This window comes from Haloarcula laminariae, assembly GCF_025457605.1.
GTDB classification, from domain to species: domain Archaea; phylum Halobacteriota; class Halobacteria; order Halobacteriales; family Haloarculaceae; genus Haloarcula; species Haloarcula laminariae.
Genome location: NZ_JAMZFY010000002.1, coordinates 842,636 through 865,266, shown reverse-complemented (window position 1 = coordinate 865,266; position 22,631 = coordinate 842,636). Strand labels below are relative to the sequence as shown.

Sequence of the window (22,631 nt, the reverse complement as noted above, 5' to 3'; positions counted from 1 at the left end):
TTAGAACACCCCAATTCTGGAGGCGACTTCCTGCGCGTCGTCGTCCTCTGAGAGGCGAACGACGGCCTTCTTCTCGCCGTCCATCGTGTTCTGCGTGTTCACGCCGACGACGGTCACGTCGTACTGTTCCTCGACGGCCTCGGCGACTTCCGGCTTGCCGGCGGCGTCGTCGACGACGAACTGGAGCTTGTTCTGGAAGTCCATGTCGTTCATGGCCTTCTCGGTGACGTGCGGGTATCGGATGACGTCCCAGCTCATCGCTCGGCCACCTCCTCGACGGCGGACTCGGTGAAGACGGTGAGCCGACCGGGCGTGGCGCCGGGCGCGAGGTCTTCCGCGTTGACCTCACGGGCCGTGGCCACGTCGACGCCCGCGAGGTTGCGGGCCGCCTTCGACGGCTCGTCGCTCGTCACGAAGAGGACGGAGGACGGGCGGCGGTACTTCCGACCGCGCATCGAGCCCTTCCCGGCCTTGATCTTGGTCTCGTCGGCGCGCTCGATGTCTGCCGCGATGTCGAGCGCCTCGAGCAGTCCCAGGACCTCCTGGGTCTTGACCAGGTCCTCGAAGTCGTCGGAGACGACGACGGGGAGCTCCTCGCGGTCGAACTCGTGGCCGCGCTCGGCGACGAGTTCGGCGTCCGTCGTGGCGGCGAGTGCCGACCGGACGGCGAGCTGGCGCTCCTTGTCGTTGATGTCGACGGAGCGGTCCTTCTCGGCCTTGGGCGGGTGGGCCGCGCGGCCCTTGACCGCCTGCGGGACGCGGCGGGCACGGCCGTCCTGTTGGGGGACGTGTGCCTGCCCGCGGCCGCTACCGAACGACTCTGCCGGCGTTCGCAGGCCGGCGTACTCGTCGGTTCCGTAGTCCTGTTTTCGGTTTGCCTGGGCGGCGTGTACGGCCTTGGCGATGAGGTCCGAGCGGACCGCTGTCTCGAAGACACCGGGGAGCTCGACCTCGCCGTCGGCCTCGCCGTCCAGATTGTAGATAGTTGCCTGCATGGATTATCCCTGGTTCGATTCTGTGGAGACAAAGCGCACCTCGGGGTCGAGGCGCGGCTGGTCGTTGGGTCGGACCGCGGGCCGGAAGCGCACCAGGCGCTTGTCCGGGCCGGGGACCGAGCCTTTGACGAGCGTGTAGGGCCCGTCGACCTCGCCGTAGTTGACGAAGCCGCCGTCGACGGTGGCTTCGTCGCCCTCGCCGATGTCGATGAGGCGCTTGTTGAGCTCGGTGCGCTGGTGGTAGCCGGTCTGCCCCTGCTGGGGGACCGTCGAGCGCACACGGGATGGGTTCCACGGGCCGAGGTTGCCGATGCGTCGGCGCCAGCCCTGACGGGCGTGTTTGCCCTTCCGCTTCTGGACGCCCCACCGCTTGACGGGACCCTGTGTCCCTTTACCCTTGGTGACGCCCGCCACGTCGGTGTACTCACCGGCGCGGAAGATGTCGTTCATCGCGTGCTCGCCACCGTCGTCGACGAGCTCGAGGGCGTGGTCGAGGCGGTCCGAAACGGACCCACCGCCGACGCGAGTCTCCATCACGTCGGGCTTTTTCTTCGGGACGCTCGGGACGGCGTCGGGGACGGTGTGCGTGATGAGACGCACATCGCCCAGTCGACCGTCTCCGAGAGCGTCGCGGATCTGTTCCTCAGCAGCGTCCGGGTCGTGGTCCTCCGGCAGGTTGAGGGTCCGATCGAGGTCCGAGTGGAACTCGTCGGTCCATACCTCCGTCAGCGGACGCTGACCGTACGGCGTGTCTTCGTACGCACGCAGGGCGACGGCGCGCATCGGCGGCGTCTCGACGACTGTCACCGGGACAGTCTCCTCCATCCCCTCGCGGGGGGAGTTGGGTTCGTCGTTGACGAGCACGACGTGTGTCATGCCAGCCTTGTAGCCGGCGAACCCTTGGACGCCCGGCTGCCCGTCGTCGGACGGCCAGCTGTTGAAGCGAGGCGTCTCGCTCGTCGAGCGCTTGCGCGGGCCGAAGCCCAGCGAGCCTTTGCGTGGTCTGCTTGGTTGTGGCATTCGTTTACTCCGTGAGGGTTAGACAGGCGAGGGAGGCGAACAGTGCTTCTTCCGTTCGCACGACCTCGCTGCCCTGGTTCGGAACCGTATTCAGCCAGAGGTCGAACCCTGTGGATTCGTCGTTCTGCTGGTCTCCCCGGACGGCGTCCGGGTCCACGTCGAGTATGGACGGTAACCCACGCTCGGGTGCCCCGAAGGCGACCGTCATGTCGCCCTCGCGGGTCCGTCGTTGGGCCAGTTCGCCCAGGCGACGAGTCGTCGCCGGCTCACCGTACCGCGATGACGCGATGGTGAGTCCGGCGTCGTCACGCGAGAGTGCCGTATCGAGGTCCGCGGAAACGACGTCGAACCCCGATGTGGGGGCGTCGACGAGTTTCGCCCGGACCGGCCGTCGCGAAGAGACCCTGACGGTCACGCGCTCCCCGACTTCCACGTCCATATCCGCTGGGACGGGAAGGGAGATCGGGTGTTGCATTCCGCAATTGACCCGTACGCGCCCATCAGCTCCGACCTCGGTCACGATTCCCTGTCTTAACGACCCCGAACCCTCGGATCCGGAGCCGGTCTGTGAACGCACGCGGAGCGGCGGCAGGACGCCCACGTACTCTAGTTCGTCCCGCTTGCCCCACATCTCCTTTCGGAGGTGCGGCGGCGTCGCGGCGTACCGCAGCACGGTTTCGACGAACCCGTCTTCCCACTTGCCCCGACCGTCCGGGTCGGGATACACTGTCAGCCGGTCCACCCGGAACACCGTGGCCGCGCGGGCCACGTATCCGAGCTTCCGAGTCGCCTCGCGGCGGTCCTCGGCTTCCCGTGTGAGGGAGTCGGGCACGAGTACGCTGGTCGTCATGCCGTGACGCTTCCACGTCACGCCACTAGACTGTAGCGATACTACTCCGCCCCTACGGTAAAAAGACCCCGCTTCGCGCGTGCGTTGAGACGCGTTCACACGCCACTACGGACCCCCTCCCACCTGAATTCCCAGCCCACGGATTGCCGCTTCCAAAAGCCCGTCCCGTGGTGACTTTCCACACGAAGGCCCCGCTCCGGCCCCGTGATTTCCCCGCGAAGCGGAAGGCTTTTTACTATCACCCCCGCCACTTTGGAATGCAGAGAGGCGACGTGCGAAACGGTGCGCGCTGGTAGTGTAGTTGGTATCACGTGACCTTGCCATGGTCACAACCTGGGTTCAAATCCCAGCCAGCGCATTTCCACTTTTTACTTTGCTACGAGACGGCAGAGCCGTCTCGGCATGACGAGAGAGCGCGACGCGCTCTCTCGAACCACGTCGGGTGTCCTCGCGAGCCTTCGGCTCGCTGTGGGCGCTGCGTGGCGGCACAGCCGCCACGTCGTTCGGTTGCGGGCCGTCGGCCCGCAACCCGCTCCTCGCAAAAACATGGGAAAAACACAGGCCGCTCACTCCGTTCGCGGCCTGCGAAACGCCTCACTTCGCTCGGCGTATGCTCATCTTGACTGCCTGCCCTTCCCCGAGTCGCGCGACAGAGCGCGCTCCTGGCCGTTTCAGCTGTCGTGGTGCTTCAGACCGCGCGCCGTCTCGCTCACTTCGTCGACGATGTCGTCAAGTTCGGCCTCCAATCGGTCGATTTCGTCCTCGAGACGCTGGAATTCGCCGCTCCGTTCGAGTTCGGCGGCCGATTTCTCCTGGACCAGCACACTCTTTCTGACGCGCTTCTGGCTCAGTCGCCAGTAGATAGCGCCGTACTCGGCCAGCGCGATGAGTCGGTCGACGGTGGCTCGCAACTGTTCGGTGGTCACGGGTTTGACGAGATAGTCGTCGATGCCCAGCCACCGGGTGACATCGAAGTGCGGTTCGCTGCTGGTCACCATCCCCACACAGCAGCGGTCGTACCGGGCCGTGAGCTCGCCGACGAGCGCGGCCACCGACATCTTCGGGAGCGGTCGGTCAAGCACGACGGCGTCGGTGTCGTCAGTCATCGTCTCGAAGGCCCGCTCCCCACACGCCGCCGTCGAAACCGAGTAGAACTCAGCGAGTACCCGGTCGTAGGCCGCCCGGAGTTCGTCGTCGCCTTCGACGACGAGGACATTTCCCCCATCCGACATTTGCCACAGCGTGTGTATGGAGTGACAATAAATGTTCAGACTGGACAGTTCGGGCGCCGGCAAACACCAGCGTTAGGGTGAAGCCGGACCCAGGCGGGCGTATGACCTGCATCGGGTTCCTGTCGGTCGCACCGGTCGTCGAGGAGAGCATGGCGCCCTACGTCGCCGACGCGGTCGCCGCGTTGGACGAGTTCGACGTGGAGTACGAGACGACGCCGATGGGCACCGTCATCGAGGCCGACGACAGCGAGGAGCTGTTCGCGGCCGCCCACGCCGCCCACGAGGCCGTCGGCGCCCAGTCCGACCGCGTCGAGACGTTCCTGAAGATAGACGACAAGCGCGGGGTCGACCAGCGGGCGAGCGAGAAGGTCGACAGGGTCGAGTCCGAGCTGGGCCGGGAAGCACGGAGCGACGCCGAAGGCGGCAATTAAAAGGCCGGCTGGCGAAAGCGGGGTATGAACACGCTCAATCGGATGGCCACGGAGCTGGTCGACGAGGCCATCGACTTCGCCGACGAACTGACGATAGACGTCCACGCCCTGGAGGGCGACGCCGCGGTGCTCGACTTCGGCGTCGAGGTCCCCGGCGCCGTCGAGGCCGGGCTGGTGCTCGCCGAACTGCAGACGGCCGGGCTGGCGACGGTCCAGACCGGGATGGAACGCGTCGGGGACGCCCCCCTGACACACGTCGAACTCGCGACGGACCACCCGGCGCTGGCGCTACTCTGTTCGCAGAAGGGCGGCTGGGAGCTCGCGACCGACGACTTCGAGGGGCTCGGGAGCGGGCCGGCCCGCGCGCTGGTCGCCGAGGAGGACATCTTCGGGCGCATCGGCTACCGGGAGGAGGAGCAGTTCGCCGTTCTCGCGGTCGAGACCGACCAGCTACCGGACGAGGCCGTCGCCGCGCAGGTCGCAGAGCGCACCGGCGTCCCGGAGACCGGCGTCTTCCTGCCCGTCTTCGCCACCGCGAGCGTCACGGGCAGCGTCGTGAGCGCGGCGCGGGCCGCCGAGCTCGCCGTCTTCCGGCTGGCCGAGCTGGGCTACGACCCGGCGGAGGTGCTCTCGGCGAACGGGCGCGCGCCGGTCGCCCCCGTCGCCGCCGACGAGCCGACGGCGATGGCCCGGACCACGGACGCCCTGGCCTACGGGAGCGAGGTCCACCTGACCGTCGACGAGCCGGTCAGCGAAGTCATTGACGAGGTCCCCTCCGTCGCGGGCGCGGAGTACGGCCGCCCGCTGGAAGGCGTCTTCGAGGACGTCGACTGGGACTTCGCCGAGCTCCCGGTCGAGCTGTTCGGGCCGGCGAAGGTCACGGTTGACGTGGTCGGGGGCGACACCCACGTCGTCGGCGGGACGAGCGAGGACGTGCTGGCCGAGAGCTTCGGGCTCTGATGCGGTACAAGGTCGCCCCGCCGGCCCGCTCGCTGGACTTTCTCCGGACGGCCCGGGGGGCGATACCGCTCGTTCCGGACGGTGCCGCGGACTGCTGTCTGGCCATCCAGCGGGCGACCGACGTGAGCGAGCGCGAGCGGGCCCGCGAGTACCTGACGTTCCTGCAGGCCCTCGGGCTGGTCGCCGAGACCGACCGGGGGTACCATCGAACGCGGGCGGACCCGGACCGCGACGCGCTCGCGACGGCCTACCGGGAAGAGGTGTTCCTCGTCGCCGAGTTGCACGAAGCCGTCGAGGGGGGTGCGGACAGCCCCGCGACGGCGTTCGAGGCGGTCCGCGAGCGGGTCCCGCGCTGGGAGCGCGAGCGCGACCCGGAGTGGGAGCGCAACTGGCGGGCGCGGGTCGAGAATCTCCTCGGGTGGGCGGTAGTGTTTGGTTCGCTCGTGCGTGCGGACGACCGCTTCGTCCCGAGTCAGTAGGCAATACCGACCCGTTCGCGGCGGTGGCGACCGTCGACGGCCGCCTCGTAGACGAGCCGTGCCACGTCGCCGGTCGACACCGACTGGCCGCCCTCGGGGAGGTAGTCGACCGCGATGCGGTAGTGGTTCGTCGGCGGGCCGTCCGGCATCCGGGGCGGGCAGACGAGCGTCCAGTCGAGCGCCGATTCGCGGAGCCGGTCGTACACCGCTCTGTGGGCGGCGGCGAGAGGTCGTTCCGTCTCGGGGAAGCCGGCCATATCGAGTCGGAGCCGTCCCGGCGTGGCCTGGAGGATACCCGCGGCGGCGACGGCGACCAACCGCTCGACGCCGCTGGCTTCCATCGCCGCGACGAGGTTCTCGATACCGGTATCGAACAGAGCCAGGTCGGCCCCGTCGGTCGGGCCCAGCGCGCTACAGACGGCGTCGTGGCCGCCGACGGCGTCGGCCACGGCTCCGGGGTCGGTCACGTCCCCCTCGACGACCGAGACTCCGTCGGGCGCCCGAGCGGCGTCGCGGACGAACGCCGTTATACCGTGGCCGTCGGACACCGCACACCCACAGAGACGCTGACCGACGCGGCCCCCGGCACCGAAGACGAGCAACTCCATGCCACTACCGAAGCGCCCGGCTGATAAAGAGAGGGTACCTAACGGCGGCTACTCGGTCCCCACGTCGGTGACCGTGCCGACCCCCTTCGAGCGGCCCTCGCGGAAGACGAACTTCTGGCCTTCCTCGACCAGATACGGTCGGAACTTGAACCGGACCGTCGTCCCGCCGGCGTCGCCCGGGAGCAACTGGCCGCCTTCAGGGTAGAACTGCGCGGCCTCGCTGATCGTCTCCAAGTGGACGACCGGCTCGTAGCCGTCGCCGATCCGCGTCGGATGGTTCAACACCATCACCTCGGCCTCGAACTCCCGGACCGGCTCGGGGTCGGCGTCCCGGGGGAGCAACACCATCCCGCGCTCGATGTCGGCCTCGCGCACCCCCTTGAGCGCGATGCCGACGATGCGGCCCGCTTTGGCCTCGTCGACGCGGTGGTAGTGCATCTCGATGGAGCGGACCTCGACCTCTCTGAATCCCCCGTCCTGCATCGGGCCGAGCAGGAGTTCGTCGCCGGCCTCGACCTCGCCGGATTTCACGGTGCCGGACGCGACGGCGCCCACGCCCTGGACGTTGTAGGTCCGGTCGATGTACATCCGGAACTCGCCGACCTCGCCGCCGGTCTTGGGCAGCCGTTCGAACATCTCGTCGAGCGTGTCCAGGCCGCGCTCGCTCACGGCGCTGGTCGTCACCACGGGGACCACCGTTTCGGATATCTCCTCGATGGCCGCGTCGACGCCGTGGCGCGCGACCCGGAGGGGCGTCTTGTCGACCTCCCGCAGCGCGCGCTCTACCTCGCGTTCGACTTCGGTGACCCGCTCGTCGGTGACCAGGTCGGCCTTCGTCAGCGCGACGATGGTCGGGAGTTCGGTCGCCAGCAGGATACCCAGGTGCTCGCGGGTCGTCTCGGTGACGCCGTCGTCGGCAGCCACGGTGAGCAGGCCGTAATCCAACTTCTGTCCCACCAGCCCGCGAATCGTCGTGCGAAGCCAGGGCTCGTGGCCGACGGTGTCGACGAAGCTCACCAGGCGGTCGGACTCCTCGACGACGCGGGCCCGGTCGGTCTTGCGGTGGGGGTTGTCCATCCGGACCGGGCCGTCCGCGTCGAAGCCGTAGACGCCATACGAGAGGTCGGCCGAGAGCCCGCGTTCGACCTCGTGGGGCTGGACGTCAAGGAAGCCCCGCGTGCTGCCCTCGCCGTCGTCGGCCTCCCCGGTGACGAGCGAGCCCACGAGCGTGGACTTGCCGTGGTCGACGTGGCCGGCGGTCCCGACGACGATGTGGTCGTCGTCCTCCAGTACCGCGCCCTCGCGGATGGTAGCGACGCCGACGATGCCCTGGGTCGTCTCCCCGTCGGCCTCGTTCCCGTCGTCGATGCCCCACGTCTGGACCTCCTCGATGTGGGCGCCGGCCTCCTCGGCCAGCAGGCTCAGCACGTCCATCGACTCGGAGAAGTCGTCGGGGGAGATGCCGGCCAGCCCGCCGTCGTCGGTCACGCCGACCACGTAGGTCGCCTCGCCGTCCCCGGAGAGGACCCGGTGGCGAAGCTGCGCGGCCAGCGATTCCAGCCGTCCCTCCGAGAGGTGGAGGTCCTCAGTGAGCCGTTCTTTGAACTCGACGCTGCCGCCCTCCTGTTCGCCGCGGTCCAGCGCGCGCTGGAGGACGGCCCGGTCGGGGCTCATGGAGGTCCGTTACGGAGGGGCAGATAAAAGCTTTCCCCGGGTATGGGGTCCCTTCTCCCTGTTGAGTACGGTGGTTGTCTCTATCTCTCACAGCGAAGGTTCATACGTAAAGCCGGGGCCACGGAGAGCTATGTAGCCAACGTATCAGCGGGGTCCAGCCGTCGTGTGACACCAGCCCCGCTGCCGGTCGGCGCGTCGGTGTCGCCAGCTCGCCCCTACCGGTACGGTTCGACCGCTTCGAGGAACCCGTCGGCGTAGCTCGCCTCGGTGACGCGGTCGGCCCGGGCTAGGGCCGTCTCGTCGGCGTTTGCGACGGCCACAGACTCGCCCGCCACGTCGAAGGCCTCCACGTCGTTCTCGGAGTCGCCCACCGCGAGGAACGACGACGGTTCGAGCCCTAGCTCGGCACAGACGGCCGTCAGTCCCGTTCCCTTGTTGATGCTTGCGTCCGTGACGTGGTACGCGTAGCCGGTGTCCAGGAACTCCAGCCCGTGCTCCTCGGCCAGCCGTCGCAACGGCTCGCCGGGCTGGGAGAGGTCGACGACGACCTCGGTCTCGCGCCACCGGTTCGCCAGGTCGACCTCGCCGAATCCCAGCTCGTATCCCAGCTCCTGGTACGCCTCGGCGACGGCGAGACAGGCCGCCTTGTCGCCCTCAATCTGGAGCGTGTCCGTGGCCTCGACAAACACCACCCCGCCGTTCTCCGCGATGACGGTGTAGTCGATGCCGATGAACTCACAGAGCGCGATGGGGTAGGGCATCGCCTTGCCCGTCGCGACGACGACGGGTTCGGGCCACTCCGAGAGGACGGGGAACACCCGCGGGTCCACGGCGCGGGAGTCGTCGGTGAGCGTACCGTCGATATCGACCACCAGCGGCGGCGTCTCTGTCATACAGGGAGTGGCGCCGGCACGGGTTTGGTCGTTGCGGTCCGTTCAGTCCTCGGTGAGCGTCTCGTAGGCCGCTTGCACCCGCTTGAACTCCCGCTCGCTCCCGCTGTCGGTGTCGGGATGCGCGTCCTTGACCCGGTCGCGATAGGCCTGTTTGACCTCGCTCTCGTCGGCGCTGGGGGTCAGCCCGAGCCTGTCGTAGGCCTCCGCCGGACTCGGACCGGCGGACTGCTGAACGCGCTGGCGGCGCCGCCCCGCCTGCTGGCGGCCGCGTCGGGTCCGCTGTCGGCGGGCCCGCTCCTGTCGCACGCGCTCGGCGGCCCGGCCCGCCCGGCTATCGCGGGGCGGTTCCCACTCCTCGCGCGGTCCCGCGCCGAAGCCACCGCGTCCGTCGCCGCGGGCGTCCGCCGCAGCGCGCCGCTCGACGCGCTCGTAGACGCTCGCGGCCATCTTCCCGCTGAGGTGGTAGTACATCAGGTACGTCGAGGCCCCGAACATCAGCGCCAGAAAAAGCACGGCCGGACTGGTCAGCAAACCGACCACGGTCAGCACGGCTGTGAGAGCGCCGAAGACGACCGCGATTCCCTTGGTGAGCCGGTCGTACTGCACGCTCTCCGGTTCGGGCCAGAGGACCGTAAGCGTCTCGCCTCCGGCGGTCCGCTCACGTCCGCTGAGCGGCCACGCGGCCGTCGTCGACGACCAACTCGAAGCCGGCGTCGCGGAGCCAGTCCGCGGCGGCCCCGTCGCCGTGGAGCAGGACCTCCGATAGGTCGCCCGGCTCGTCGATATCCGTCGCCAACAGCCGGGAGTCGATATCGGCGAGAGTCGCGCCCGCCTCGCGGACAATCTGTCGGTGGTCCCGTATCGACGCGCCGTGATAGTCCACGCGGAACTCGGGGTGGCGCGAGACGAACGCGTTGGTCCCGCCACCCAGCCCCGGGGCCAGTACCACGTCGGCGTCGGGTTCGAACAGCGTCTCGACGGCCGCGGGCGTGAGCAGCGGGAGGTCGGCCATCACGACCGCCAGTTGGCCGTCTGCCTCGGCGAGCAAGTCGTTGACCAGCGGGTCGAGGCCGCGTTCGTCGACGGTGACCGGCGCGTCACACGCCACGGGTGCCGTCGCGACGACTTCGGGACTGTGGCCCGCCGCGTCGAGCGCCGTCACTACGTCCGCGAGCATCGCTTCGGTGAACTCGCGGCGCTCGTCGGGCGTGAGAACGGGAGAGAGGCGCGTTTTCGGGTCGGACCCCGAGACGGGGACGACGAGCCGCATTACAGCTTGCTGTAGTCGTCGTCTTTGGACTGGCTGTAGAGGTAGTACCCGCCGCCACCGAGCAGGAGGAGGAGCACGACGGCGCCGGCCGCGTACAGCAGCGTCTGCGTGGTCTGCTGGCTCTGCTGGGCCTGTTGGGCCGTGTTCTGTGCCTCGTTAGCGAGGTCGATGGCGTTCTCGAAGTTGCCGTTCTCGTAAGAGGAGATGGCGTTGCTCCGGAGGTTCTCCGCCTCGCTGTTGCCGCCTGCCTCCTCGATGGCCGTGCCAGCGGCGTCGATAGCCTGTCGGGCCTCGCGGCTCTCCTCGGTGTAGTGATGTGCCGAGTCGCTACGGAACTGGTTCTCGTTGCTCCCGGCCGTGCGGGTGAACTCAGCGACGGTGTAGTTCTCCGCGGGCTCGTAGGTGTAGTTCCCGACGGCCGGGACGGTCCCTTCGAGCGTGATGCGGACCTCGTCACCGTTCTGGTCGCCGTCGCGGTCCATCGGCTGGCTGAACGACTGGTCGCCGTAGGTCGTCTGGTCGACGCTGTCACCCTGGTCGAACACCTCGACGGTCCAGCTCACGTTCTCCAGTTCGGTCTCCCCTTCGAGCGTGTACTCGTTCGGGGGGCCGTCGTACGGGTCCTCGATGACGTACGTCACCGACACCTCGCTGCCGACGGCGGTTTCGTTGGGCACGTCGCTGGCTGTCGAGACCGTGAAGGCACTCGCTGTGCCCGCGACGGCCAGCAGTCCGACGACGCAAAGCAGCGCAACGGTCGCCCTAGAATAGCGGATCGAGTTCATCCTCATCGTCTTCAACCAAGTTCTCTAAGTTATCTTCGCTTTCCTGGCGGATGTCGTCGATGTTGTCCTGGGCCTCGATGGCGACCTGCTGGAGCTCCTTGATACGGGGGACGTTGTGGACGCCGGCCAGCAGGATGGAGGCGGCGACCTTCGGCGCGTTGGTAGGGTAGTCACCGCCGCGGACTTCCATGGAGCCGGTCTGCTCTTCGAGCCACTTGCGACCGCGTTCGATACCCTTCCGGTTGAGGTGTTTGGGCGGCCCGGCCATGACGAGCAGCGCGCGCTCGGTGCCCTCGATCTCGCAGGGGAGCGTCAGGCGGCCCAGCGCCGCTTTCCGGACCAGCGAGGTGATACGGTTGGTCGTGTTGGCCGTGTCCATCGCGTCGTCGCCACCGCCGCTGTCGCCCTTGAACCGCGAGAGCAGCCCGCCGCCGCCGGAACTGACCTCGACGTCCTCCGAGGCGTAGCCGACGGTCGAGACCCCGCCGCCGTCGAGCGTGTTGATGATCTCCGAGGAGTCGACGACGCTCTCGGCGATGTTGTCGCCGGCCTCTACCTCGCCGGCGCCGAAGAGGACCCCGAACCGTCGGACGATCTCCTCGTTGATGTGGTCGTAGCCGCCCTCGACGGACTCGCCGGTCTGGCGCCAGGCGTCGTTGTCGAACACCATGAGGTTGTCCACCTCACGGACGAACGTCTGGAACGACCGGGCGGCGTTGAGCGTGTAGATGCCGCCCTCGTCGCTGCCGGGCAGGACGCCGAGCCCGTAGACGGGCTCGGTGTAGATGCGTTTGAGGTGTTTCGCGACGACCGGCGACCCGCCGGAGCCGGTCCCGCCGCCCAGCCCGGCCACGACCAGGAAGGCGTCGACCTCGTGGACGGGGATGTTGTCGATGGCCCCCTGCACCTCGTCGATGTCCTCCTCGGCGATTTCGGCGCCGAGTTCGTTGTCCGCGCCCACGCCGTGACCCTTGACGCGGGCCTGGCCGATGAGCACTCGATTCTCCTCCGGAATGTGTTCTAGCCCCAGCAGGTCGGCCTTGGCCGTGTTGACGGCTACGGCCGAGCGGACGATTCCCGAGCCTGTCTGCTCGTCGTACTCGAGGAATTTGTCCACGATTTTGCCACCGGCCTGCCCGAAGCCGATCATCGCGAGTTTCATTGATATAGTTCTCCGGTTAAAAGTGGTAAGTAGGATAGCGCGTATAAGTTTTTTGCCCAAATCTCATCCATGAAAGTTCGAGCAGGAAATAAAAGCTCGCTGACGTTCGGTCGGAGCGAAAAATGCCAGACGGGGCGGAGAAGTCCCCCTATAGGTGTTCTGTGGCTGTTCGATGCAACCCCCGACAGCGCTGAAAGCCGACAGGAACGGTACCGGCCGTTATCTTCCCTGACTACGCAAGCACCTACTCGACGCCGAGATACGAGCCGAACGTCCGCAGCGTCGCGGGGTCGCGGCCGAACGCGTCGACGTCGTTGGTCGCCGGCGTGTTGTCGAAGTCGAGCCCCTCGTACTGGTCGCTGCCCATGGGGAACCCGAGCGAGCCGAGCACCGGGAGCCCGATTTTCGCGAGCGGCATCGGCAGGGGAACGATGGTGATGGACTTGCCCTCTGCCGCGAAGACCAGTTCCGTGGCCTCGCGCAGCGTCAGCGTCTCGGGCCCGCCGACCTCGTAGGTCTGCCCGACGTGTTCCTCGCCCGCCAGCGCGTCGGCCAGCATCGGCACGAGGTCGTCGACCCAGATGAGCTGGAAGTGGGCCTTCTTACCGCCGCCCGGGAGCGGGTAGAGCGGGACCGCGGGGGCGAATATCTGCTTGAGTCGCTTGGTGAAGTAGACGAACTCCCCGCCGTCGCCGAAGACGACCGACGGGCGGAAGATGACCCAGTCGAGGTCCGAGTTCCGCACGGCCTCCTCGGCTTTCCCCTTCGCCCGGAGATAGTGGGTGGCGCCGTCGGGGTCCGCACCCAGCGCGCTCATCTGGAGGAACCGGGAGACGCCGTGTTCCTCGGCCGCACGAACGCAGTTCTCGGTCCCGCCCAGGTGGACCACCTCGTGCATCTCGTCGCCGCCGTCGGGCTTGAACAGCGGGGAGAGCGCGGGCAGGAAGACGACGGCGTCACGGCCCTCGAAGGCGCCCTCGATGCTGTCGTAGTCGGTCACGTCTCCCTCCTTTCGAGCGACGCCGTCGGGCAGTTCGGCGTCGTGTGGGTTCCGTGACATGGCGGTCACGTCGTGGCCGCGGTCGTCGAGTTCCCGGCAGAGGTGCTGTCCAACGAACCCAGTCCCGCCGGCTACAAGTACGTCCATACGGCGTCCTTTCCGCCGAACGACCGTAAAGATAGGGCGAAACCAGTTTGGTGTACGTGCGGGCTGTTGTCGTCCCGGTATCGTCGACCGCGACGGGGCGGTGCCCCCACCGGCCGGTGGCGGGTTCGGGGCGCTTACGTACCCCGGCGCCGACGCACCGGTATGCTCGTGACGCTGGAGGGGCTCGACGGCAGCGGGAAGACGACGGTGTGGGAGCGCCTGCGAGCCGACGACGCGCTCTCCGATGCCACGTTCACCCGCGAACCGACCGACAGCTGGTACGGCGAGGCCGTCATGCGCTCTATCGGCGACGACGACGCCGACTCGCTGGCCGAGCTCTTTCTGTACACCGCCGACCACGCGGCCCACCTGTCCGACACGGTCCGTCCCGCGCTCGACGAGGGAGGGCTGGTCGTCTCCGACCGCTACTCCGACTCCAGATACGCCTACCAGGGTGCCACGCTGGCCGCCAGTGACCACTTCGACGACCCGCTGGCGTACGTCAAGCGGGTCCACGAGCCCTGGACCCGGCCGCCCGACCGAACGGTGTATCTCGACCTCGACCCGGAGACGGCCGCCCGCCGCAGCGGCGCCACGAACAAGTTCGAGACGGCCGAGTACCTCGCCGAGGTCCGGTCGAACTACGAGCGCCTCATCGAGAACGACCCCGACCGTTTCGTCCGGGTGGACGCCACACAGGACCCGGAGACGGTCTACGAGCGGGTCCGAGACGTCGTGTGTCGGTAGCTACGCCGAGGTCGGCAGTTCGACCTCATCGGGCGAGGGCATCCAGACGTAGTCGAAGGTCATCCCGAGCGCGAGCGGAACGAGTATCGTGAGCGCGATAGCCGCCCCGTTGCTGAGTGCCAGTCCGGAGCCGAACCCGAGCACCGCAAACAGCATGAACACGACGAACATCGCGAACGGACAGAGCAGGACGGAGTAGAGGAATCCGCCCCACCTGGTTTTCAGCCGAACCCTGAAAAAGCGGGTCATAAGTGCTGTCACGGCGCTGTTGAGCAGCACGATGACGAGCAGTCCGGCGAGTCCGACGACGCTGACCATGCCGCCCCTAGCGGGCCGACGACCTTTGCCGTGTCGGAACGGCGCCGTCGCGCTACTCCAGGCTGATGTAGGTCCGGGTGTCCGCGACCCCGTCCAGGTCACGGACGCGCGTCGACACCGACTGCATCACGTCGTACACCTCCTCGCCGGTGGCCTCGGCGATGATGTCGTACTGACCGGCGACGATGTGCGCCTCGGTGATGCCCGCCGTCTCCCGGACGGCCGCGAGCAGCTCCTCGGATTTGCCCGCGACCGTCTTTATCATGATGAACGCGGATGCCATACTATGGTATGTTGTACCACAGTATCAAAAACGTTCCCGCGGTCCACAGCGGGGAGTCACACGCGGGACGGGTCACCGGGCGAAACGGGCCGACCGGCGGGGTAGTTTTATTCATCCCCGTTGCGTACTGCCGTCTATGCTATACGTTATCGTGGGTGCCGGCCGTGTGGGGCTCCGGACCGCACGGGTGCTGCGGGAGAGCGGACACGACGTCACGCTCATCGAAAGCGACGAAGCCGCCGTCGAGCGGGCGCGGGCCGCCGGGTTCGACGTCATCGCCGGCGACGGCGCGCTGGAGGAGACGCTCGAATCGGCCAACCTGGCAGAGGCCGACGCCATCGGCGCGCTCACCGGCGACCTCAACGACAACTTCGTCGCCTGTATGATCGGCAAGGAACACGGCTGTCGCACCGTCATGCGCATCGACGAGGACTACCGGGAGGAGATATACCGGCGCTACGCGTCCGACGTGGACGAGGTCATCTACCCCGAGCGGCTCGGCGCCATCGCCGCGAAGAACGCCCTGCTCGGCGGAAACATCCGCGCTATCGCCGACATCGCCCAGCATCTCCAGCTGGTCGAGTTCACCATCACCGACTCCGCACCCATGAAAGGCTACTCGCTCTCGGAACTCGAACTGCCTGCCAACACCCGCCTGCTCGCCCACGGGAAGGGGGACGACCCGCTGGACATCCCCGACCCCGACGAGACCCTTGACGCCGGGGACCACCTCGTGGTGCTGGCCGACTTCGACACCCTCTCTGACGTCCGGAGCATCGTCGTCGGGGAGAGCGGCCCCGCCAAAGCGCTGGGAGGTGCCTGAGGATGGTCACCGCCTACGTCATGGTCAAGGCCCACACCGGCGACGCCGACCGGCTGCGGGAGGAAATCGAGCACATCGACGGCGTCGAGGAGGCCCACATCGTCGCCGGCGACGTCGACCTCATCGCGAAGGTCAGCGTCGACACCCCCGCCGCCGTCAAGGACGTGGCCGCGACCCACGTCCAGGACATCGAGGGCGTCGAGTCCACGCAGACGTACATCGCGATGGACTAGGCGACCACTTTTCCCAGCACAGGCCGCTCGCTTCGCTCGCCGTCTGGTTTCCCTTCCCCTACAGCGGCGTCCCGCCGCGGCTCCCCTCGCTACCGCCCGAGCTCGCGGCGCTCATGAGGTCGGCGACGACGCCGACGTACTCGTAGCCGGGGATGATGCCCTCGACGTAGGTCCCCTCGACGTACTCGACGAAGGCCTTGGCCACGTCTGCGGCCTCCCGTTCCCCGCCCAGGCTGAAGCGGTAGGTGACGACGACCTCCTCGTCGTCGACCTCGACGGTGTAGTCGTCCAGGTCGACGGCGACGCGGGTGGCCTTGGGGGCGTCTTCGAGCCGGCGCTCCAGCGTTTCGAGCCAGCCATCGCGAACGGCGGGGCCGACCTCGTCGGCCGTCGCGGCCTGAAGCGTCGGCGCTCGAACGGTCACCTCGTAGTCGGTGCGCCACTTCTCGCCCTCGCTCGCGGTGACGTGGCCCTCGAAGCTCGTCGTCTCGACCACGTAACCGCTACCGCCGGGGACGAAGGTCTCGCGGGCGTCGAACGCGGCCGCGACATCGTCGGGAACGTCGGTCATTTGACCACGATAGGGCGCTTGGCCGCAAAAGCGCGTCGTTCGTTACTTCCAGGTGACGTAGCTCAGCGCGGCGATACCGACGGCCTCCAGAATCTGGAGGACGGCCATCACCTCGACCGCCAGGGCGGGCATCCCGGCGGGCGCGTTGAAATAGAAGTACAGCGCGACGGCGTTCTCGGCGAGCAGGAAGGCCGCAAACACGATAGAGCCCAACGTCATCGGCGCGCGTATCTCCCGGTAGGACCGGACCCAGATGGCGATGACGCCACCCAGCAGTACGATGTTGATAGCGGCGGCGATTCTCGCGACGTCGAGGACGAGACTCATCGCGCTTCGTGCCCTCCGGTGCCGTCCGTGGTCCGTCGTCGTGGTTGGTTCATATCAGTCGTCCACCTGTGTGAGTATCCGTTCGACCGTGTCCCAGTTGTCCCTCGCCCGCTCGCTGGGCAGGTAGATGACGCCGTAGTCGGCGTCGCTGCTGGTGATGACACCGTTCTCCTCGAGAACCTCCAGATGGTGTCGCACCGTGTTGTACGCCAGGTCGAGGTCGTCGGCCAACCGGTTGGCGTTGCGCGGCTGTGCGTCCAGCGCACGAAGGACACGGGCGCGGTTCGGTCCCCCTCGCGTGCCGGCAAGCGTCTGCCAGAGGACCGTATCCATTCGATACGTGGTTCCCGACGGCACGAAAAGAATCTACCGACATCGGGGGCGGAAGTGCAGACATCGCCTCCGTCACAGCGGCGGGACCTGTCGCCACAACGGGCCGACCCCGGGGCGCGCGGCGCTCGACTGCCCGCCTATCAACCATATCACACACTCGGGGAATAGCCGATAAAACCATTTCGGCCACACGCCGAAAACCCGACCGATAGAGACTCTCGACACATTTTAGCCGAATTTGGTGGACATTCTAGTCCGAGTTGCGAAATACGTTATGTCGGTGACACGCCTCGGGTCGAGTGATGTCATCGAATACAAGCCGACGGAGAGTCTTGCTCGGTATCGGCACTGCAGCGACTGTCGGTCTCGCCGGTTGCGGGGGAAGCGAGGGGGACGGAACGCCCACGGGCACTGCGGACGGCATGGACCCGGAAACGGAGACCGAAACTGACGGCGGCGGGATGTCGGAAACGGCGATGGTCCGTGTGGCCCACATGTCGCCCGACGCGCCCAACGTCGACGTCTACGTGGACGGGTCGGCCGTGCTCGAAGACGTTCCCTTCGGAGACACGAGCGACTACCTCGAAGTCGACGCCGGCGACCACGACGTCGAAATCACGGCCGCCGGCGACCAGAGCACGTCGGTGTTCGACGACTCGATTACCGTCGAAGCCGACACGGCCTACAGCGTCGTCGCGGCCGGCGAGATAAGCGAGGGCGCCGACGAGCCGTTCGCGCCGCTCATCCTCGAAGACGACACGAGCGCGCCGAGCGAGGACATGGCCAGCCTGCGTGTCGTCCACGTCTCCCCCGACGCGCCGGCGGTCGATATCACCGCCGCGGGCGGCGACGTCGTACTGTTCGACGGGGTCGACTACACGGAGTCGGGTTCGACCGAGGTGCAAGCAAACGACTACACGGTCGAGGTCCGGGGCGACACCGAGAGCAACGACGGCGAGGTCGTCGCCGACTTCGACGTGAGCCTGAACGGCGGCACCGCCTACACCGCGTTCGCGGCGGGCTATCTCTCGCCGGGCGACGAACCGGCCGACACCGGCTTCGACCTGTTCGTGGCCCAGGATTCGAGCTGAGACACTTGACCGGCCGCTAACGGCGAGTCCGGGCGTCTTTTTCCGGAGATGAAGCGACGTGACGCCACCAGAAGTGTGGGAGTGCGAGGGACGCGATTTGAACGCGCGGACCCCTACGGGAGCGGGTCTTAAGCCCACCGCCTTTGGCCAAGCTCGGCTACCCTCGCGCGTCTCACCTTGCACACTGCGGGGGAAAACGGGTTTCGGTTGCTGTCGGCCACACTCACGTGGCCGTGTTCGCGGTGACAACTACCGTCACGAAGGCGCTGCCGACAGTATCACCAGTCGACGGAGAGGCTGCCGTCGCCGGCCGGATCGGGCGCTATCTCCTCGTTCGTCCGGCGGTCGACGACGTGGATGACGCCGCGGTCCTTCTTGGCCGGGCAGGCGTCGGCGGCCGCGATGTTGTGTTCTAGGTCGTCCTCGCCGAAGAAGTAGGTCTCGGGCTTGCCGATGCCCGTATCGAGGTCCAGCGACCAGTTCACCGACACCTCGGCGCACTTGCCCGCGCCGAAGCACTTGTTGGCCTCGAAGATGAGCTTGTAGGGCATCTCCTCGACCGGCGGCGCGTTCTGCTCACCGAACTCGCTGGGGTCGACAGGTTCGTCGGCCTCTGTCATACCTGCACGTAGCGCGTCGACGTTCTTTCCGGTGTCGGTTTCCGCGGCATTTCGGGGGAACGATGGTGCCGGGGCTCGGCCCCGAAGCTACTCGAGGAGTTCGACGTCGTCGCCGACGGCGATGGTCTTCCCGCGGTCGGTCTCCGGCACGCGGGTGATGACCATCAGCGAGTAGAAGTGGTCGAACGCGTCCCGGTCGGCCCACTCGGGGAACGTCTCGCGGCGCTTCGTGATGAACTGTTCGCGGAACTCCGGGGTCGGCTCGCCGGTGTCGGGGTCCCGCGAGGGAACGACACAGCGGCCACAGGGCGTGACCCCCTCGATATTCACGTCGCCGGCCCGGAACGCCGGCGCGTCCGCGCCGACGAGGCGGTCCTCCCAGAACGCCGGGACGCCGCCCACTTCGATGTTCGCACGCAGCCGCCGCCGCGCGCTGTCGACTGTCATCTCATCGAACCAGCCGGCGACCGCTTCCAGGGTCGCGGTGCTGACGACCGACGGCCCCATCGACTGCCGGTCCACGTGTCCCAGGTCCGTGCGCCGGTCGAGCCGGGGGTCGCTGTCGAGTTCGAGTGCGTCCGCGAGCCACGTCGCCGCCTCGGCCCGCCCCGACTCGGTGTCGAGGGCGAACTCGCGGCGCTCGGGCGAGGTGACGCGGAGCGTCACCGTCTCCGGGTCGTAGGTGGTCGACAGCGCGTGAAAGCGGTCGGACTGCTTCGCGTTGACCCGCTCGCCATCGTCCAGCAGCGCGAACTCCCGGTCGTGTTCGAGCGTTCCGCCCGGGAGGAGCCGCGACTGCTCGACGTCGAGGTGGTCAAGCCCCTTTACCGGATAGACCGTGAGTCGGTCGATGTGTGCCACTAGTTCGGGTGAGAAGCGCCGGCGACAAAGCCGTTACCCCGGGCTATCGGTGTATCTCGACGGATTCGAGGACGATAGGCGTGGTCGGGGCGTCGTTCGGGTCCGTGTCGGTGTTGCCGATCGTCTCGACGACGTCCATCCCGTCGATGACCTCGCCGAAGACGGCGTGCTTGCCGTTGAGGTGGTGCTGGGGACCCAGCGTGATGAAGAACTGCGAGCCGTTCGTGTCGGGGCCGCGGTTGGCCATGCTGAGCAGGCCCGCCTCGTCGTGGGTCAGGTCGTCGTGGAACTCGTCCTCGAAGGTGTAGCCGGGGCCGCCGCGACCGGTACCGGTCGGGTCGCCCATCTGAATCATGAAGTCGTCGATGACGCGGTGGATCTCGATGTCGGTGTACAGCGGGTCGATTCGCTTCTCGCCCGAGTCGGGGTCCTCCCAGGCGCCGGTGCCGGGGCCGACCTCCGCGGAGTCGTAGTCGTCGGCGCCCTCGGCCAGCCCGACGAAGTTCTCGACGGTGTTCGGGACCTTCTCCTCGTACAGTTCCACTTCGATGTCGCCCTCTGTCGTGTGGAGCGTCGCTGTCAGGTCGCTCATACAGGAAGGAAGGCACCGGCGGGGAAAAACTTGCCCACTGTGACCGAGCGTTCTTGTACGGGGACGAGACCAGAGCCCGCTATGGTCTGACAAGCGACCGCGAGGCGTGTCGCGAGAGTCCCACACGTCGCCTCGCGGGCGGTATGAGGGTTACCGAAGGGAACCCTCGATGCGGAACGGGGAGCAGCGGGAGTGTGGGCTGTTCGCTCTACGCGAGGTGGTCGAGCAGTAGCTCGCTCACCCGCTCGGGCGCGTCGGACTGCACCCAGTGGCTCGCGTCGGGGAGCCGCTCGACGCGAAGGTCGGGGACCCACTCGTCGAGGCCCTCGGTCAGGGACACGTCGAGCGCCGCGTCCCGCTCGCCCCATATGAGCAGCGTCGGCGCCCGCACCGGCTGGTCGCCGACGCCGCCCCGAGTCAGCGTCAGTTTCGCCGTCCGCCGGGCCATCGCCCGGTAGTAGTTGAGCGCTGCCGTCCGGGCGCCCGGTTGTCCAAGCGCCGCCTTGTAGCGCTCGATGTCCGTCTCGGAGAAGGCGCCGGGCCGGACCGTTCCGTCGCCGAGCAGCCGCTCGATGGCCGCAAAGTCCCGCGCGCCCAGACTCCACTCCGGCAGGCCCGGGAGCTGGAAGAAGCCGACGTACCAGGACTTGCCGAGCTGGACCGGGTTCGACCGCAGCGCGCGCTCGTAGGCCGCCGGGTGGGGCGCGTTCAGAACAGCCAGCCGGTCGACGGTCCCGGGGCGGTCGATAGCGGTCTGCCAGGCCACCAGCCCGCCCCAGTCGTGGCCGACGATGTGGGCCGACGTTCGGTCGAAGGCGGCGACCAGGCCGGCCACGTCGCCCACGAGTTCGTCGATGTGGTAGGCATCGACGCCGATGGGCTTCTCGGAGCGGTTGTAGCCGCGCATATCCGGCGCGACGACGCGATAGCCCGCCTCGGCCAGGGCCGGAATCTGGTGGCGCCAGGCGTACCAGAACTCGGGGAAGCCGTGCAAAAGCACGACCAAGTCACCGTCCTCGGGGCCGGCGGTGACGGCGTGGAGTCGGACGCCGTTCGTCTCGACGGTGTCGTGGCGCCAGGGGCCGTCGTCAGCCGGAACCGTCCACTCCTCGGCGGTCTCTGACAGAGTCACACCGAAGCTAGGGACGGGCGCGGAAAATCGGTTCCGACGCTCAGAACGCGCGGAGGTCGTCGAGCGCGGCGGCGGCGCTGCCGTCGTCGATGGCCGCGCGGGCCTGTTCGAGCCCGTCAGCGATGCTCTCGGCGTCGTCCCGGGCGTAGATTCGCAGGGCGGCGTTGAGCGTGACGGCGTCGGCGAAGGCGCCGGTCCGGTCGCCGGTCAGCACCGCCTCGGTGATCTCGGCGGACTCGCCGGCCACGTCCTCGACGGCGAGGTCGTCGCCCGTCACGTCCATGCCGTATTCGCCCGTGCGAATCTCGAAGTCGGCGATGCCGTCGTCGTCCGCGTCGTCGCCCTCGGCGGGCCACTCGGCGACGATGGTCTCGCCGGGGCGGACGTCGTCGTACCCCTCCATCCCCTGGAAGAAGAGCGCGCGTTCGAGGTCCGTCGTCTCCGACTCGACGAGCGTGCGGACCATCTTCTTGGCGAAGGGCAGGTGATAGAAGCTGCCGAGGTGGACGCTCGCCCCGGACGGGTTCGCGAGCGTCTCGACGGTGTTGACGAAACAGCGGACGCCCACCTGGTCACGCCGCTCGAAGAGGGCGTCGACGCCGGGGTTGAACGCGGGCTGGTAGTAGAAACCAAAGCCGACGTCGTCGACCATGTCGGCGCTCTCGGACGGGTCGAGTTCGGTCCGGACGCCCAGTTCGTCGAGCACGTGCTTGTAGGCGTCCTGCTTCTGTGTGGGGACGCGGTCGCCCGAATGGACGACCACGGGAGTGCCGGCGGCGGCGGCCACGAGCCCGGCGGCCACACCGAGGATGGCCGAGCGGCCCTTGCCGTCGTAGTTCGCGCCGCAGTCGACGGGGTCGGCTTCGGGCTCGGCTGTGACGACTGACTCCTCGGCCATCACGTCCACGTACGCGCCCAGTTCCACGGGCGTGTTGCGCTTCCAGCGGTTGGCCAGCCAGAACGCGCCAAGCGTCGTGTGGTCCGGTTCGCCGTCGAGGATGCGCTGGAACGCCTCGCGGGACTGCGCGCGGGTCATGTCGTCGGCGGACTTGTGGCCCGAACCGACGACCTCGGTCATCAGCCGCTTCAGCGGCCAGTCACCGTACTCGCGGGTCGCTTGTGCCATGCGGGCGGGTTGGGACCGCGCTTTCAAAGCCCCTCCGTTTCGTTCTCATTTTGCGGGAACGGCGCTCG

The 22,631-nt window shown here is 67.8% G+C and carries 30 protein-coding genes and 2 tRNA genes; 8 read left to right on the top strand and 24 right to left on the bottom strand.

Annotated features, from left to right (window positions below):
• From NJQ98_RS16070 to NJQ98_RS16055, 4 genes are read right to left on the bottom strand one after another with little or no spacing between them, the layout of a single operon-like run.
• Entirely contained in the window at nucleotides 1–258 is a 258-nt protein-coding gene (locus tag NJQ98_RS16070; protein ID WP_262180516.1) for a 50S ribosomal protein L23, read from the bottom strand.
• The gene (gene rpl4p, locus NJQ98_RS16065; RefSeq protein WP_262180514.1) at nucleotides 255–995 is read right to left on the bottom strand and encodes a 50S ribosomal protein L4; all 741 of its coding nucleotides are present in this window, start codon (nucleotides 993–995) and stop codon (nucleotides 255–257) included. The genes NJQ98_RS16070 and rpl4p overlap by 4 nt, the downstream gene beginning before the upstream one ends.
• Before the next feature lie 3 nt (nucleotides 996–998).
• Nucleotides 999–2,015: a 50S ribosomal protein L3 gene (rpl3p, locus tag NJQ98_RS16060; protein WP_262180512.1), complete on the bottom strand. Its 1,017-nt coding sequence runs from the start codon at nucleotides 2,013–2,015 to the stop codon at nucleotides 999–1,001.
• Between the two features lie 4 nt (nucleotides 2,016–2,019).
• Entirely contained in the window at nucleotides 2,020–2,865 is an 846-nt protein-coding gene (locus NJQ98_RS16055) for a putative RNA uridine N3 methyltransferase (RefSeq protein ID WP_262180510.1), read from the bottom strand.
• Nucleotides 2,866–3,151: 286 nt separating this feature from the next.
• Here NJQ98_RS16055 and NJQ98_RS16050 point away from each other — a divergent pair.
• Nucleotides 3,152–3,223, top strand: a tRNA-Gly gene (locus NJQ98_RS16050).
• 313 nt (nucleotides 3,224–3,536) lie between these two features.
• On the opposite strand, the gene NJQ98_RS16045 is transcribed toward NJQ98_RS16050, so the two are convergent.
• Entirely contained in the window at nucleotides 3,537–4,097 is a 561-nt protein-coding gene (locus NJQ98_RS16045) for a response regulator (protein ID WP_262180508.1), read from the bottom strand.
• Between the two features lie 101 nt (nucleotides 4,098–4,198).
• On the opposite strand from NJQ98_RS16045, the gene NJQ98_RS16040 reads away from it, so the two are divergent.
• Genes NJQ98_RS16040 through NJQ98_RS16030 form a run of 3 tightly spaced genes read left to right on the top strand, consistent with a single transcriptional unit; the run spans nucleotide 4,199 to nucleotide 5,967 of the window.
• Nucleotides 4,199–4,528: an MTH1187 family thiamine-binding protein gene (locus NJQ98_RS16040; RefSeq protein ID WP_262180506.1), complete on the top strand. Its 330-nt coding sequence runs from the start codon at nucleotides 4,199–4,201 to the stop codon at nucleotides 4,526–4,528.
• A 24-nt stretch (nucleotides 4,529–4,552) separates the two neighbouring features.
• On the top strand, nucleotides 4,553–5,488 hold the full coding sequence (gene mch / locus NJQ98_RS16035) for a methenyltetrahydromethanopterin cyclohydrolase (RefSeq protein WP_262180504.1): 936 nt from the start codon (nucleotides 4,553–4,555) through the stop codon (nucleotides 5,486–5,488).
• Nucleotides 5,488–5,967 carry a double winged helix-containing putative transcriptional regulator gene (locus tag NJQ98_RS16030; RefSeq protein WP_262180502.1) on the top strand — a complete coding sequence of 160 codons (480 nt, stop codon included), beginning with the start codon at nucleotides 5,488–5,490 and terminating at the stop codon, nucleotides 5,965–5,967. Before mch ends, NJQ98_RS16030 begins: the two co-directional genes overlap by 1 nt.
• Here the strand turns inward: NJQ98_RS16030 and NJQ98_RS16025 are convergent.
• The 8 genes from NJQ98_RS16025 to NJQ98_RS15990 form a co-directional block, all read right to left on the bottom strand.
• A complete protein-coding gene (locus tag NJQ98_RS16025) occupies nucleotides 5,961–6,575 on the bottom strand; it encodes an NAD(P)-dependent oxidoreductase (RefSeq protein ID WP_262180500.1) in 615 nt (204 codons plus the stop codon). The two genes, NJQ98_RS16030 and NJQ98_RS16025, sit on opposite strands and share 7 nt — an antisense overlap.
• A 48-nt stretch (nucleotides 6,576–6,623) precedes the next feature.
• The gene (locus tag NJQ98_RS16020) at nucleotides 6,624–8,249 is read right to left on the bottom strand and encodes a GTPBP1 family GTP-binding protein (protein ID WP_262180499.1); all 1,626 of its coding nucleotides are present in this window, start codon (nucleotides 8,247–8,249) and stop codon (nucleotides 6,624–6,626) included.
• A 215-nt stretch (nucleotides 8,250–8,464) separates the two neighbouring features.
• Nucleotides 8,465–9,142, bottom strand: a complete 678-nt coding sequence (locus NJQ98_RS16015; protein WP_262180497.1) for a phosphoglycolate phosphatase — start codon at nucleotides 9,140–9,142, stop codon at nucleotides 8,465–8,467.
• Nucleotides 9,143–9,184: 42 nt separating this feature from the next.
• A complete protein-coding gene (locus NJQ98_RS16010; protein WP_262180495.1) occupies nucleotides 9,185–9,748 on the bottom strand; it encodes a J domain-containing protein in 564 nt (187 codons plus the stop codon).
• A 52-nt stretch (nucleotides 9,749–9,800) separates the two neighbouring features.
• Nucleotides 9,801–10,412, bottom strand: a complete 612-nt coding sequence (gene cofC, locus NJQ98_RS16005; protein WP_262180493.1) for a 2-phospho-L-lactate guanylyltransferase — start codon at nucleotides 10,410–10,412, stop codon at nucleotides 9,801–9,803.
• Entirely contained in the window at nucleotides 10,412–11,197 is a 786-nt protein-coding gene (locus tag NJQ98_RS16000) for a hypothetical protein (protein ID WP_262180491.1), read from the bottom strand. The genes cofC and NJQ98_RS16000 overlap by 1 nt, the downstream gene beginning before the upstream one ends.
• Nucleotides 11,175–12,359, bottom strand: a complete 1,185-nt coding sequence (locus NJQ98_RS15995; RefSeq protein WP_262180490.1) for a tubulin/FtsZ family protein — start codon at nucleotides 12,357–12,359, stop codon at nucleotides 11,175–11,177. Before NJQ98_RS15995 ends, NJQ98_RS16000 begins: the two co-directional genes overlap by 23 nt.
• Nucleotides 12,360–12,603: 244 nt before the next feature.
• Nucleotides 12,604–13,506 carry a complex I NDUFA9 subunit family protein gene (locus tag NJQ98_RS15990; protein ID WP_262180488.1) on the bottom strand — a complete coding sequence of 301 codons (903 nt, stop codon included), beginning with the start codon at nucleotides 13,504–13,506 and terminating at the stop codon, nucleotides 12,604–12,606.
• Nucleotides 13,507–13,668: 162 nt separating this feature from the next.
• Here NJQ98_RS15990 and tmk point away from each other — a divergent pair, with 162 nt between their 5' ends.
• Nucleotides 13,669–14,253 (top strand): dTMP kinase, encoded by a 585-nt coding sequence (tmk, locus tag NJQ98_RS15985; protein ID WP_262180486.1) that lies wholly within the window; start codon nucleotides 13,669–13,671, stop codon nucleotides 14,251–14,253.
• On the opposite strand, the gene NJQ98_RS15980 is transcribed toward tmk, so the two are convergent.
• Together NJQ98_RS15980 and NJQ98_RS15975 are read right to left on the bottom strand one after the other, a co-directional pair.
• Nucleotides 14,254–14,571 carry a DUF7991 family protein gene (locus NJQ98_RS15980; protein ID WP_262180484.1) on the bottom strand — a complete coding sequence of 106 codons (318 nt, stop codon included), beginning with the start codon at nucleotides 14,569–14,571 and terminating at the stop codon, nucleotides 14,254–14,256.
• 52 nt (nucleotides 14,572–14,623) lie between these two features.
• A complete protein-coding gene (locus NJQ98_RS15975) occupies nucleotides 14,624–14,854 on the bottom strand; it encodes an Lrp/AsnC family transcriptional regulator (protein WP_262180482.1) in 231 nt (76 codons plus the stop codon).
• A gap of 136 nt (nucleotides 14,855–14,990) precedes the next feature.
• Here NJQ98_RS15975 and NJQ98_RS15970 point away from each other — a divergent pair, with 136 nt between their 5' ends.
• Nucleotides 14,991–15,677: a potassium channel family protein gene (locus NJQ98_RS15970; RefSeq protein ID WP_262180480.1), complete on the top strand. Its 687-nt coding sequence runs from the start codon at nucleotides 14,991–14,993 to the stop codon at nucleotides 15,675–15,677.
• A gap of 2 nt (nucleotides 15,678–15,679) precedes the next feature.
• Nucleotides 15,680–15,910 (top strand): Lrp/AsnC family transcriptional regulator, encoded by a 231-nt coding sequence (locus tag NJQ98_RS15965; protein ID WP_262180478.1) that lies wholly within the window; start codon nucleotides 15,680–15,682, stop codon nucleotides 15,908–15,910.
• 58 nt (nucleotides 15,911–15,968) lie between these two features.
• Here NJQ98_RS15965 and NJQ98_RS15960 read toward each other — a convergent pair whose 3' ends face one another.
• From NJQ98_RS15960 to NJQ98_RS15950, 3 genes are read right to left on the bottom strand one after another with little or no spacing between them, the layout of a single operon-like run.
• Nucleotides 15,969–16,481 (bottom strand): DUF5813 family protein, encoded by a 513-nt coding sequence (locus tag NJQ98_RS15960; protein ID WP_262180476.1) that lies wholly within the window; start codon nucleotides 16,479–16,481, stop codon nucleotides 15,969–15,971.
• Between the two features lie 42 nt (nucleotides 16,482–16,523).
• Nucleotides 16,524–16,808, bottom strand: coding sequence for a DUF8036 family membrane protein (locus tag NJQ98_RS15955; RefSeq protein WP_262180474.1), 285 nt, complete (start codon nucleotides 16,806–16,808; stop codon nucleotides 16,524–16,526).
• A 54-nt stretch (nucleotides 16,809–16,862) separates the two neighbouring features.
• Nucleotides 16,863–17,141, bottom strand: a complete 279-nt coding sequence (locus tag NJQ98_RS15950) for an ArsR/SmtB family transcription factor (RefSeq protein WP_262180472.1) — start codon at nucleotides 17,139–17,141, stop codon at nucleotides 16,863–16,865.
• Nucleotides 17,142–17,443: 302 nt separating this feature from the next.
• Here NJQ98_RS15950 and NJQ98_RS15945 point away from each other — a divergent pair, with 302 nt between their 5' ends.
• On the top strand, nucleotides 17,444–18,232 hold the full coding sequence (locus NJQ98_RS15945; RefSeq protein WP_262180470.1) for a DUF4397 domain-containing protein: 789 nt from the start codon (nucleotides 17,444–17,446) through the stop codon (nucleotides 18,230–18,232).
• 82 nt (nucleotides 18,233–18,314) lie between these two features.
• On the opposite strand, the gene NJQ98_RS15940 is transcribed toward NJQ98_RS15945, so the two are convergent.
• The 6 genes from NJQ98_RS15940 to NJQ98_RS15915 all read right to left on the bottom strand — a co-directional run bounded on the left by NJQ98_RS15940 (nucleotide 18,315) and on the right by NJQ98_RS15915 (nucleotide 22,563).
• Nucleotides 18,315–18,399: transfer RNA gene (locus NJQ98_RS15940), tRNA-Leu, on the bottom strand.
• Between the two features lie 111 nt (nucleotides 18,400–18,510).
• Nucleotides 18,511–18,852, bottom strand: coding sequence for a ferredoxin (locus tag NJQ98_RS15935; protein ID WP_262180468.1), 342 nt, complete (start codon nucleotides 18,850–18,852; stop codon nucleotides 18,511–18,513).
• Nucleotides 18,853–18,939: 87 nt separating this feature from the next.
• Nucleotides 18,940–19,713, bottom strand: a complete 774-nt coding sequence (locus NJQ98_RS15930) for an MOSC domain-containing protein (protein ID WP_262180467.1) — start codon at nucleotides 19,711–19,713, stop codon at nucleotides 18,940–18,942.
• Between the two features lie 43 nt (nucleotides 19,714–19,756).
• Entirely contained in the window at nucleotides 19,757–20,305 is a 549-nt protein-coding gene (locus NJQ98_RS15925; RefSeq protein WP_262180465.1) for a peptidylprolyl isomerase, read from the bottom strand.
• Between the two features lie 208 nt (nucleotides 20,306–20,513).
• Nucleotides 20,514–21,431 (bottom strand): alpha/beta fold hydrolase, encoded by a 918-nt coding sequence (locus tag NJQ98_RS15920; RefSeq protein ID WP_284438643.1) that lies wholly within the window; start codon nucleotides 21,429–21,431, stop codon nucleotides 20,514–20,516.
• A gap of 46 nt (nucleotides 21,432–21,477) precedes the next feature.
• The gene (locus tag NJQ98_RS15915; RefSeq protein WP_262180461.1) at nucleotides 21,478–22,563 is read right to left on the bottom strand and encodes an anthranilate phosphoribosyltransferase; all 1,086 of its coding nucleotides are present in this window, start codon (nucleotides 22,561–22,563) and stop codon (nucleotides 21,478–21,480) included.
• Between the last annotated feature and the right edge of the window lie 68 nt (nucleotides 22,564–22,631).